Origin of the sequence: Corynebacterium sp. HMSC063G05, assembly GCF_001810555.1 — a bacterium.
GTDB lineage: Bacteria > Actinomycetota > Actinomycetes > Mycobacteriales > Mycobacteriaceae > Corynebacterium > Corynebacterium jeikeium_D.
The window spans coordinates 97,655-109,523 of the sequence record NZ_KV801846.1 but is presented as its reverse complement, the minus strand read 5'-3'; the positions used below and the strand labels follow the sequence as shown (position 1 = coordinate 109,523).

At 59.9% G+C, this 11,869-nt stretch carries 8 protein-coding genes; 6 read left to right on the top strand and 2 right to left on the bottom strand.

Features of this window, described 5'->3' with window-relative positions; genetic code table 11:
* Positions 1-139: 139 nt before the first annotated feature.
* On the top strand, positions 140-2,359 hold the full coding sequence (malQ, locus tag HMPREF2751_RS04320) for a 4-alpha-glucanotransferase (protein WP_049189616.1): 2,220 nt from the start codon (positions 140-142) through the stop codon (positions 2,357-2,359).
* 359 nt (positions 2,360-2,718) lie between these two features.
* Here malQ and HMPREF2751_RS10715 read toward each other — a convergent pair whose 3' ends face one another.
* Positions 2,719-2,934 (bottom strand): hypothetical protein, encoded by a 216-nt coding sequence (locus HMPREF2751_RS10715; protein WP_042388817.1) that lies wholly within the window; start codon positions 2,932-2,934, stop codon positions 2,719-2,721.
* A gap of 75 nt (positions 2,935-3,009) precedes the next feature.
* Complete coding sequence (locus tag HMPREF2751_RS04315) at positions 3,010-5,064, bottom strand: M3 family metallopeptidase (protein ID WP_070595539.1); 2,055 nt, start codon at positions 5,062-5,064, stop codon at positions 3,010-3,012.
* A gap of 108 nt (positions 5,065-5,172) precedes the next feature.
* Between HMPREF2751_RS04315 and HMPREF2751_RS04310 the strand changes: the two genes are divergently transcribed.
* The 5 genes from HMPREF2751_RS04310 to HMPREF2751_RS04290 all read left to right on the top strand — a co-directional run bounded on the left by HMPREF2751_RS04310 (position 5,173) and on the right by HMPREF2751_RS04290 (position 11,852).
* Positions 5,173-6,447: a carboxylesterase family protein gene (locus HMPREF2751_RS04310; RefSeq protein ID WP_049170708.1), complete on the top strand. Its 1,275-nt coding sequence runs from the start codon at positions 5,173-5,175 to the stop codon at positions 6,445-6,447.
* Positions 6,448-6,678: 231 nt separating this feature from the next.
* Complete coding sequence (locus HMPREF2751_RS04305; RefSeq protein ID WP_049170706.1) at positions 6,679-7,167, top strand: PH domain-containing protein; 489 nt, start codon at positions 6,679-6,681, stop codon at positions 7,165-7,167.
* A 60-nt stretch (positions 7,168-7,227) separates the two neighbouring features.
* Positions 7,228-8,547 carry a PH domain-containing protein gene (locus HMPREF2751_RS04300; protein WP_049189390.1) on the top strand — a complete coding sequence of 440 codons (1,320 nt, stop codon included), beginning with the start codon at positions 7,228-7,230 and terminating at the stop codon, positions 8,545-8,547.
* 108 nt (positions 8,548-8,655) lie between these two features.
* Complete coding sequence (treS, locus tag HMPREF2751_RS04295) at positions 8,656-10,467, top strand: maltose alpha-D-glucosyltransferase (RefSeq protein WP_049189389.1); 1,812 nt, start codon at positions 8,656-8,658, stop codon at positions 10,465-10,467.
* Between the two features lie 32 nt (positions 10,468-10,499).
* A complete protein-coding gene (locus HMPREF2751_RS04290) occupies positions 10,500-11,852 on the top strand; it encodes a maltokinase N-terminal cap-like domain-containing protein (RefSeq protein WP_049189388.1) in 1,353 nt (450 codons plus the stop codon).
* The last annotated feature ends 17 nt before the right edge of the window (positions 11,853-11,869 follow it).

The window sequence follows — 11,869 nt, the reverse complement described above, 5'->3', positions numbered from 1 at the left end:
TACTTTCGGTAGTTCTGTCCGTCGTTGGTTTCGTTAGGAATCAACTTAGAACATCAAACCCTGCGCCGTTGTGATTTCAGTAAATATTTCGATAACGAAGTGATTTACCTTACTACTGGCAAAGTTTTTCTAAACTGGCATGATGGAAAGGGTGACACAGGCAGCTTCCAATCCTCCCCTTTCCTCTCCACTCGCCGACCTCGCTAAAGATGTCGGAGTTGGGGTTTCCTACTACTCCACCGAGGGCCAACTCGTGCACGTCTCTCGTGAGACAGTGCTAAAAACTCTCGCTGCTCTCGACATCGATCTGGGCCCAGATCCCAGCGATGCCGACATCAACGACGCCCGTCGTGAGTGGGCAGACACGCAGTGGTCTCGCCTTCTCCCGCCCGTGGTAGTTACCCGCCAGGGCATCTTCCACCGAGTTCTGGTTCACGTACCGCACGGCAGCAATGTCAGCGTGACTGTGAAACTGGAGGACGGCGCAGAATGGCCCTGCGCTCAGGTGCACCACTTGGTACCGCCACGCCAGGTCGGCGATGTGTTGATGGGTGAAGCCGCCTTCGCAATTCCAGAGGATCTGCCACTTGGTTGGCATCGCTTGCGCGCAGTCAACGATGACAACGTCGCTGAGTGCGATGTGGCCGTAACCCCCAACCGTCTCGCCACTGCCGACAAGTACGTGCAGAATCCTGCGCATGGTGTCATGGCACAGCTGTACTCGGTACGCTCCAGCCGCAGCTGGGGTATTGGCGATTTCGCTACCCTCGGCGACTTGGCACAGGTCAGTGCAGAGCACGCGGGCTCTGATTTCGTCCTCATCAATCCGTTGCACGCCGCAGAGCCACTGCCTCCGGTAGAAGACTCGCCGTACCTGCCCACCACGCGCCGCTATGTCAATCCGCTGTACGCGCGCCCAGAGCTTATCGACGAGTTCGGGTACCTGGACAAGGACGAGGCCGATGAAGCCCGTGCGCTAGCGAACTCTTTCCACCAGCTCAATCACAGCCCTGATGAGATTGACCGCAACCCCATCTACGCTGCAAAGCTCAAGGTATTGCGGGCAATTCACAAGATCCCCCTGTCCAGCGCACGCCAGGCGGAATTTGACCGTTGGCTGGAGGCCGAGGGCCGTGGCATATACGACTACGCGTCGTGGTGCACCGAGCGCGAGCTCGCGGATCGCGCTGCTGCCCGCGATGCTGCACGCGCTGCCACTTCCGATTCTGGTGCCGTAACCGAGAACGATATCGAGTTGGTTCCACCGTTGGGTAACCACGCCAGTGTCGAATCTCTGCGGGAGGAAATCTTCCAGTTCCACCTCTGGGTGCAGTGGATTCTCGATCAGCAGCTCGGCCAGGCACAAGAGGCAGCCCTGGATGCGGGTATGCGCATCGGCATCATGGCCGACCTTGCCGTCGGCGTGCACCCTGGCGGCGCGGATGCCGAGAACCTTGCGGATTGGCTCGCTCCTGCTATCTCTGTTGGCGCACCGCCAGACGGTTTTAACCAGCGCGGCCAAGACTGGTCGCAGCCGCCGTGGAACCCGCACAAGCTAGCCGAGGCCGGCTACCGCCCCTGGCGCGACATGCTGCGCACAATCCTTCGCCACGCAGGTGGCATTCGTGTTGACCACGTGCTGGGTATGTTCCGCCTCTGGGTCATGCCGCGGATGGAGTCCCCCGTCAATGGCACCTACCTGTACTTCGACCACGAGGCAATGGTCGGCATTCTCGCACTTGAGGCCGAGCTCGCTGGGGCCGTCGTCGTAGGCGAAGACCTGGGCACTTTCGAGCCGTGGGTGCAGGACTACCTGGCCTCGCGGGGCATCATGGGCACCTCGATCGTGTGGTTTGAATCCGAGGGCGACCAGCCGAAACCACCAAGCGCTTACCGCAGCCTGTGCCTGTCCTCCGTCACCACGCACGATCTGCCGCCGACGGCAGGCTACCTCGCAGGCGAGCACATCAAGCTACGGGAACGCCTGAGACTATTGCTTTCCGACGTCGCGGAGGAAGACCGCCGGGACTTCGAGTGGATTCGAAAGGTTTTGGGTGCGGCCAAGGAAGCCGGCTGCTTTGGTGACACGGCTGCGGCGGACATGGATGTTCATTCCCTTACCCGCGATAATCTGCCACCAATTGACGCACTGGTCACGGGGCTGCACCGCTTCCTCGACCAGACGCCATCCGCGCTGAAGTGTGAGGCCTTGGTGGACATGGTCGGCGATCGTCGTACTCAGAACCAGCCGGGCACGAGCCACGACCAGTACCCGAACTGGTGCATTCCGCTAACCGATGCCGAGGGCAAGGCCGTGCTTGTCGAGGACCTGCCTCGCTTCCCCGGATTCAAGCGTTAATTGGTTCGTGAGCGACTAATCCCTCATTTTTGCTGTTCACCGATCTTTCAGGTTATATGCCCGGCACTAAAACCGAGGCTAAAACTGGAAATCGGTGACTGCACCAGCGATGAGGATGAGAAGAAGCAAAACGATTAGGGCAAGTAGGACCTTCGAGTGCCTCGACCGATGCATGCTAACTCAGCTCCCTACTGCGAAATATTTGCGAACTACCCAACTCTAGCCTGTTGGGCAAATTTCCTAATACTTTAAGACATACCTTAGGGCAGCGATAGCGACCCAACACTTAAAGGGGGCTTCTCCCAGCTCAATTCATCGGGTCTCTCGGTGAGCTATCCGCAAGGCCACTACCTCTTCGGCTAGCTCTCGCTGCCCGCTCCTCGACGCTCCTGCGAACGCTCCCGCCGATGCACCGACCTCTGCCACAGACGTCCGCTGACAACATCGATTGCGCCAACGAGAACGAAAGCAAGAAACCCTCCGACTACCAGGAGAACCACGCATAGCACGCTGACCTGCGCAAGCAGTGGCAATTGGATAAGCCACTGCCCTACTCTGTCGAATGCTTCTGCCATGAGTGTCAACCTACCCTGCCGGTGACCGGAATAACCAGTGGGCGGCGGTCGCGGGGCTCGTCGTAAAGCGTGAAGCTAGGCATCAGTGCCCGACAGCCCGCGGCGTTCGAGGAGCGGCTGGATGTCCTTATCGCGACCTCGGAAGGCACGGTAGGCGGCCATGAAGTCGATGGCGCCACCACGGGAGAGAATCTCCTCGCGGAAGTGGCTGCCGCCGCTGATTGTGGCACCGCCGTTGTCGGTGAACCAACCGAAACCGTCCGCGTCGAGCACCTCTGCCCACAGGTAGGAGTAATAGCCCGCCGAGTAACCGCCGGCGAAGATGTGGTTGAAGTAGCGGGAGCGGTAACGCGGAGCCAGGTGGGGAACGTCGAGGCCGAGTTCAGCGAGTGCTTCCGCTTCGAAGGCATCAACATCAGTGACCTGAGCTGCTTCCTCCTCGGTGAGGCTGTGCCAGGCCAGATCGATGGCGCACGCGGCGAGGTACTCAACCGTGGCGAATCCCTCACCAGCGGTGCGGGCCTTCTTCACAGACTCGACTAGCTCGGCCGGGATCGGCTCACCGGTACGAACGTGGACGGCGTAATTGGCCAGAATGGATGGCTCAAGTGCCCAGTTCTCGTTAATCTGGGAGGGGAATTCCACGAAGTCGCGCGGGACGTTAGTGCCCGAGAAGGTCGGGTACGTGACGTCGGAAAGCAGACCGTGGAGGGCGTGCCCGAACTCGTGGAAAGCAGTGGTGACCTCGTCGAGCGTCAGTAGCACCGGGGTTCCCGGCTCGGTTTCGGCGATGTTCATCACGTTGACCACGACTGGCAGGCGCCCCAGCAGACGGGACTGGTCCCTAAACGAGCTCATCCATGCACCACCGCGCTTAGTCGGGCGCGAGAAGTAGTCCGTAATAATCAGGCCGATGGTCTCGCCTCCGCCCTGGCGTACCTCCCACACGGTCGTGCCCGGCGCGTATCCCTGCAGGTCCTCGCGCTTGACTACCTCGATGCCGTAGAGCTTGCGGGCAGCGTAGAACACGCCGTCTTCGATGACACGGTGCAGCTCGAAGTAGTTCTTGAGTTCCTCCGTGTCGACTGCGAATTCTTCCGCTTTACGACGGCGCTCCCAATACGGCCAGTCAGCGCCCGTGACCGTCTCACCGCCAGCCAGATCAGCGACCCGCTTGTACTCGCCTTCAGCATTGGCAATGGCAGCTGGCGCCAGGTCTGCAATGAGCTTCCGAGCAGCCTCTGCGGTGGTTGCCGTCTCCTTGGCAATGACGTAATCCGCATGCGTGTCGTAGCCGAGCAGCTTGGCACGGCGGGCACGCAGGCGCGCCATTTCCAGCACAATGCCGGAGTTGTCGAACGTGCCGGAGGCAGCACCCGCACGCCCCAGTGAGGCTTCATAGAGCTTGGCGCGAGTAGCCGGATTATCCAGGTCAGCCAGCTGTGCCGGAGTTGACGGTAGGTCCAGCGGAATCAGCCACGGCGCATCGGTGTCGGCCTTTTTCGCGTAGGCGGCGAAGGACGCAATGGCGTCGTCGGAAAGCCCGGCGAGTTCCTCGCGGTCGTAGATCTCCACGGCGCGCGCGACGGTGTCCTTCAGTAGGTTTTCACCGAAAGCCGTGGAGATCTCAGAGAGACGGGAATTGATGCGGCTGAGCTCGGCTTTGTCCTCGTCGCTGAGGTCCGCACCGGCGCGCTGGAAGTCTTCGCGGACTTTCTTCAGCAGCAGCTTCGCCTCTTCCGGATTGGCGGCATCCTCAACGCTGTCGATGGCATTGATGCGCTGCCACAGGTCACTGCGCATGCGAATCTGATCCAGGTGTGCAGTGAGCTGCGGGGCAATCTCGGCTTCAATTTCCATGCGGACATCGGTGGCGTCCGTGCCGGCAACGTTGAAGAAATAAGCAGCGACGCGGTCCAGATCCTGGCCCGCCTTTTCCATTGCCTCGATGGTATTAACAAAGGTCGGCGCCTCCGACGACGTGGCGATGGCGTCGATCTCGCGTGCATGGCTGCGCATTGCTTCGCTAAAGGCCTCGCGGACGTGGCTGTCATCGATTGCCGCAAAATCTGGCAATTCGCAGAACAATTCTGACGGTGTCAACAGTGGATTTCGTGCATCATTGGTCATAGTGAATTCAACTGTAGCGTGCTCGAAAAACCAGAGTGCGCCTACCGTCTGAAACAGGCTCCCCGCCGTTCTGGCAGGACCAACCGTGACGAGGAGGCGTTTTCCGCCATGACAGAGACGACTATTTCCGCTCCCTGTGGGAGGCTAACCGGCCGTATTCACGATGACGCAATACAAGTTTTCAATATCGATTACGCAGATGCTGCTCCGTTCGCCGCGTCGGCACCGGTGGCTGACGGGCCACAGTCAGGCACTCGGCGCTGTGAACCCGAGCGCGAATTAGTTCTCACCGTCACCGCACCGGCTGAGCCCGCGGACGCTTCCTATCCCGTATTGCTGTGGATCCACGGTGGTAGCTACGAGTTTGGGCATCCCTCCGAGCCCTGGACGGACGCGACGGCCTTCGCACAGGCAGGCATCGTCACCGTTTCGCTCGGATACCGCAAGGGCCTCGAGGGATTCTGGCGCGACAGTGAAACAGAGACCTACCGGGCCATTGATGACCTGTATCTGGGGCTGCAGTGGGCTCGTCGTAACGCGCCTGCCTTCGGCGGCGATATCGACAACATCACTATCTCGGGGCAATCGGCGGGTGCGGCGCTGGCGCTCACTCTCGCTGCCGACGAACGCACTCGCGGCCAGATCCAGCGCACCATCGCCATGTCGCCGGCCTTCTCGCTGCTGTCGGGCTCGCGTCTCCGCCGCACGTTGGCGGGCATCGGTGTGGGACGTGCGCCGTCCACCGACGTCTTTTCGCGTGCCGACGAACGCAGGGTCGCTCGAGCCCAGAAATTGGTGTCGGCATCCTCACCTTCGGATCCGGCAATTGGGCCTCGCTTTGACAGCTTTGCTCCCACACTGCCAACGATGGTGACTGCCACCAGCGAAGAGTTCTTCTCAGAACCGCCGGTTGTGGCGATGGACAAGTTGCCCATGCGGGAGTGGATGGCTCGGCGCTACGCCAAGGGGCATCGCGGCCACGGCGAATTTCCGGCCACCGCCTATGCCGAACGTCCGATGGGGAATGTCATTTCTGACTCAGCGATTCGCTCATACGCTGTTAAAGTCGCCGAACGGTCCGTGGCGGCTGAGCTGGATGTGTGGGCGGCACAGTTCGAACCGGGAGAAGGGTTGGGCTATGCACCTGCTGGCCGCACCAGTGGTGCTCCGCACTGCATCGACATTGCACGCTTCTTCGGTATGAAGGAACCCAACCATCCATTCCACCAAGTGGCGGTCGAGTTCATCCGCGAAGGCACCTCACACATGCCCCGCTACAACAATGACCGCAAGGTGACCACCTTTGCTGGCGCTGACGCCCAGGCAGTCGAGGACATTGCCATCGATGCGTGGGCGGCTCCGCGCCAGCTCTTTGGCGCATAAGGCATAAGGCGGGTGAGGCTTGCGCTGGTTAGCGCTGTGCTGTTGTGCTCAACAACTGAGCCCAGCGACTTAAGCTGGCAAAGTCTGCATGTACCGATAAATCTCGACGCAGACCAAAATGGTGATCAGCGTGATAAGTACTGCTATGAGTTTCCTGCGATCCATAGCCACCGTTCTTACCGAAGCACCAGGCCAGACGCAAGCTTTACCCTCTGTGGTTAACTGTCAACTATGGAGCCGCTTGATTTATTAGTCCCCGAGAATTCCGCGCTGCAGCCGGTCGACCCCGCGCTGGCTAAGGTGAAGCGAGTCGCGCACGCCGCTCCCCTGCTAGTTATCACGATTGCATCCGTCGTCGCCGCTGTGATGTGGACTCCGTGGATGTGGTTGGGCGTCCTCGCCTGCGTGCTCTACTTCGCATATATCTACTGGCTCATCGGTCGACGAGTTCGTGCCCACCGATACCTCGAAGAGGACAACGACTTCATTGTTGCGTCCGGACGCTGGTGGCGCTCGGTCACTGTCGTCCCTTACGGACGAATCCAGTTCATCGACATCGATGAAGGACCTCTCCTTCGACTATTCGGACTGGCAACGCTGAAGCTCAACACAGCATCGGCGAGCTCGGATGCAGCCGTCCACGGTTTGCCACGTGAAGAAGCGCTCGCCCTGCGCGCTCGTCTATCTCAGCGCGCCCACGACCGGATGGCGGGTCTCTAAATGAGGCATAGAGTTCATCCCCTATCTCCGCTGCTCAAAAGCTTTGCCACAATCGCTGCGGTGACTGCATTCGCAGTCGCGAATCAGTGGCAGTTGGCCGTTGCGGTCGTGACTCAGCTCTACGACTGGGCATGGCTCGGTCTCCTTGTCGGTACCGGTGCGGTCGCCATAATTATTGGTCTGATTGCATTTTTCTCGTGGCTGTCCTGGCGGTATACGTTCTACGAGCTCACCGACGATGAGGTTCGCTACGGCTCCGGATGGCTACTGCGTTCTCGACGCGCGGCACGGCTCGACCGCGTGCAGGCGGTGGATATCAACCAACCATTGTTGGCGCGCATTTTCGGGCTCGCCGAAATTGTCATTGAAACAGCCGGCGGCTCCGATTCACACTTCACAATCAAATACCTCACTCCCCCGCAGTGCGAACAGTTCCGCGCTGACGTGTTGGGTGAGGTAGAAAAGCTGGACACCGAGCTGGCACGTTCGCTTTACGACGGCGACAGCTCCACCGCGCCCCTCGACTCCGGCGCTCACATGTCCTCTCGCATGCCCGAAGCGAAGACCATCTTTGGCCCGGTCGATGTCGGACGGCTGATTGCATCCGTGGCCATTGGACCCGGTCTTTTCGTCGGTATAGCTCTCATCCTCCTCGCCGTTGTCTCTGCGCTGTTTACCGACCTCATCGTAGAAATCCTCAGCGGAGTAACCATCACTACTCTGATTGTGATTGGCAGTTTCGCTGTCGGCCTTTTCGGGGTACTAAATCAGTCGTGGGATTTCACGCTGAAGGTATCGTCGGAAAGCAGGCGTCTGGCGATTACCGCCGGACTGTTGTCGACGCGCGCTCAGACCATTCCCATTGATCGCATTCATGGCTTTAAAGTGGTGCAACCGCTCTGGTGGCGTCCGTGGAGATGGTCCCGTGCGGATGTCTCGGTGGCGGGCTATGGCCTGGACAGCACACAGTCGAACAACACACTGGTGCCAGTGGCACCGGCACCGGAGACGGACGCGATTGTCGATTACCTGATGAATGAGATTGCGGGACCGTCCTCCGCGGATGACCTGTTGGGCTCCTGGCAGACTCCACGCACGGCATGGTGGCTCAGCCCAATTGACTGGAAATTCCAAAAGGTGCAGGCCACGCGGCGGGGTCTTTTAGTGACAAAGGGCCGGTTCTGGCATACGCGGTTCATCGTTCCCTGGCAGCGTATTCAAGGACATACACTGATTATTTCTCCGCTGAAGAAAGCGGCGGGAGTGGCAAACGTGCGAATCGACATGGTGCCGGGAGCGGTCACTCCGGTGGCAACGGAGTTGAAGTTGGATGATGCGTACCAGCTCACCGCGCTGATTCAGGAACACAAGGTTGTTTAGAATGCTATTTAATGAGGTCTCCCAGGACGGCCGTCTCGCGCGGTCTTGTGGGATCTCGCAGGAAAACTCTCTCTGCAGGCTAGTGGCATAGTCATTACGCTGGGATGCATGACTATCGCCAAGGAAGATTACGAGTGGTACCGCAGCGCGGTGTTCTATGAGGTGCTCGTCCGGGCCTTCTTCGACTCCGACAACAACGGCTCCGGCGACCTCAAAGGGCTGACGGAGAAGCTCGATTATCTGCAATGGCTGGGCGTTGACTGCCTCTGGCTGCCGCCTTTCTACGACTCCCCGCTGCGCGACGGCGGTTACGATATCCGCGACTTCCGCGCCGTGCTCGACGAGTTTGGCACGGTCGAGGATTTTAAGGTGCTTCTCGACGAGGCCCATGCGCGCGGTATCCGCGTTATTACTGACCTGGTGATGAACCACACCTCCGATACCCATGAGTGGTTTCAGCAGTCGCGCACTGATCCGGATGGCCCCTACGGCGGCTTTTATGTCTGGACTGATGACCCGGACACTTACTCGGGCGCACGCATTATCTTTGTCGATACCGAGGATTCCAACTGGACCTATGACCCGGTGCGTGGCCAGTACTACTGGCACCGCTTCTTCTCCCACCAGCCGGATTTGAACTATGACAATCCGGCGGTGCAAGAAGCGATGCTCGATGTGCTGCGCTTCTGGTCCGATCTCGGCATCGATGGCTTCCGCCTCGACGCTGTTCCCTACCTCTTCGAACGCGAAGGTACTAACTGCGAGAATCTGCCCGAGACCCACGCTTTTCTGAAGCGCTGCCGCAAGGTCATGGATGAGGAATACCCGGGTCGCGTCCTGCTGGCGGAGGCCAACCAGTGGCCCTCCGATGTGGTGGAATACTTCGGCGACCCGGAGGTCGGTGGCGACGAATGCCACATGGCTTTCCACTTCCCACTCATGCCACGCATTTTCATGGCGGTGCGCAAGCAGTCCCGCTTCCCCATCTCGGAGATCCTGGAGTCCACGCCGGAGATTCCGTCTTCGGCTCAGTGGGGCATTTTCCTGCGCAACCACGATGAGCTGACGCTGGAAATGGTCACCGATGCCGAGCGCGACTACATGTACGCCGAGTATGCGCACGATCCGCGGATGAAGGCCAACATCGGCATTCGCCGTCGTCTAGCGCCACTGCTGCAAAATGACCGCACTCAGCTCGAGCTTTTCAATGCCCTGCTACTCTCCCTGCCAGGTTCGCCGGTGCTCTACTACGGGGACGAAATTGGTATGGGCGACAACATTTGGCTCGGTGACCGCGATGGTGTGCGCACACCGATGCAGTGGTCACCCGACCGCAACGCCGGGTTCTCCAAGGCCGACCCCGGTCGGCTCTATCTGCCGACCATTCAGGATGCGACCTACGGTTACCAGGCGGTCAATGTCGAGAACCAAGCGAGCTACTCCAATTCGCTGTTGAATTGGGTGCGTCGACTGATTCAGGTCCGCAAGCGCTATGAGGCTTTTGGCCTCGGTGATTTCCGCGAGCTGAATAGCGATACCGCCTCTGTTCTGACCTATCTGCGCACATACGGCGACGAAGTGCTGCTGTGCGTCAACAACCTGTCCTCTTACCCCGCGGCCGTCTCACTGGATCTGTCCGAGTTCGCCGGTGCCACCCCGGTAGAGCTCACGGGTTCGGTTCCCTTCCCCACAATTGGCACCGATTCCTACCAGATCACGCTTCCTGGCCACGGTTTCTACTGGTTCGAAATCCAGCTTCCACCTGAGACAAACCTCGAATCGAGCGCCTCGATGTCGGCACCGACAATCCCGGTTGCGCAGGCGATATCGGACGCGCCGGTGACGTCATCACGCGAGCACTCAGGCACCGCCGCCGATGCCGCCGCCGATGCCGTCACAAACGCCGATAATAAAGAGTGATCTTTTAAGTCCCGAAAGGCGAACGAACTAAAATGACTATTCCCACCGCCGAATTCATTGCCGAAGAGCTGGCAGACACACTGGTCAAGATGCGCTTTTTCGCTGACAAGGTCTCTGACATCGACCACGTCGAGATCCTCGCGCTTGACCCCGTACTGCGCGACAATCCCGACAGTCCCGATGTCGATATCGCATTGGTGAGGGTGCACACCGCACATTCTGCACCGACCTATCAGCTGCCCATCGCTTGGGCGGAGGACGTCCCCGATGGCCACGAGCAGTCCCTGCTGGTTCGCGCGGAGGGCATCGTCGGCTACGACGCTCTGATTGATTCGGATGCCATCACAGCACTCGGCCAGAAGCTTTCCGACGAAGGCAAGCTCGGCCGCATGGAACTGCGACGTGTGCCGGGCTCTGAACAGCTCCGTCCGGAATCCGGCCGCCCCATGGGAGTCGAACAGTCGAATACCTCGGTCATTTTCGACGACCGCGTGATGTGCAAGTTCTTCCGTCGCCTCTACCCCGGCACTAATGCCGATGTGGAGCTGCTGGCCGCACTCGCCCAGGCAGATTGCAAGTTCGTCCCTGAGCTCTACTCCTGGGTAGAGACCACCATTGGCGAAGACGCCTACACCACCGCCATGCTGCAGGAATTCGCACCGAACTCGGTCGATGGCTGGGAGCTGGCTCTTGGCGCAGTGCGCGATGCCATCCGCGACAGTCAGACCCCGCTGGAAGATTTGGGCACCGACTTTACATCCGAAGCGCGTGCGCTCGGCGAAGCAGTGGCCTCGGTACACAGCAGCCTCGCTGCCGCTGTCGCGGTAAAGAAGCGTCTGACCGGTGCGGAGCTGGTAGCCCCACTGCGAGCTCGCCTGGACTTCGTCGCTGGTGTGGTGCCACAAATTGCTGAGGTCAAGGATAAGGCTCAGGCTATCTTCGATCGCGCAGAGGCTGCGGTTCCGGAAGGTGGCGCCGTCGTCCAGCGAATCCACGGTGATCTGCACTTGGGGCAGGTATTGCGCACGCCGAGCTCTTGGCGCTTGATTGACTTCGAGGGCGAGCCGTCGCGCCCGTGGGAGGAGCGTCGTCTGCCGGATCACCGCCTACGCGATATCGCCGGCATGATTCGCTCCTTCGATTACGCCGCTCACTACCCGCTGCTGACCGGACGTGAAGACACCGAGGCGGCTACCGAGCGTGTTGAGCAGTGGGCTCGCCGCAATATCGATGCCTTCTTGGAGGGTTATGGCGATGCCAGTGACCCGACGCTACTGGAGGCCTTTGTACTGGATAAGGCCATCTACGAGTGCCTTTACGAAGCGCAGAACCGCCCCAACTGGCTGCCGCTGCCGCTTGGTGCTGTGCACTCGCTGTTAGGATAGGGCTTTTGTCGCAGTAA

Coding starts and splice junctions, on each gene's coding strand:
- treS (WP_049189389.1), top strand. CDS start 8,656: ATGACTATCGCCAAGGAAGATTACGAGTGGTACCGCAGCGCGGTGTTC.
- HMPREF2751_RS04310 (WP_049170708.1), top strand. CDS start 5,173: ATGACAGAGACGACTATTTCCGCTCCCTGTGGGAGGCTAACCGGCCGT.
- HMPREF2751_RS10715 (WP_042388817.1), bottom strand. CDS start 2,934: ATGGCAGAAGCATTCGACAGAGTAGGGCAGTGGCTTATCCAATTGCCA.
- HMPREF2751_RS04315 (WP_070595539.1), bottom strand. CDS start 5,064: ATGACCAATGATGCACGAAATCCACTGTTGACACCGTCAGAATTGTTC.
- malQ (WP_049189616.1), top strand. CDS start 140: ATGATGGAAAGGGTGACACAGGCAGCTTCCAATCCTCCCCTTTCCTCT.
- HMPREF2751_RS04305 (WP_049170706.1), top strand. CDS start 6,679: ATGGAGCCGCTTGATTTATTAGTCCCCGAGAATTCCGCGCTGCAGCCG.
- HMPREF2751_RS04290 (WP_049189388.1), top strand. CDS start 10,500: ATGACTATTCCCACCGCCGAATTCATTGCCGAAGAGCTGGCAGACACA.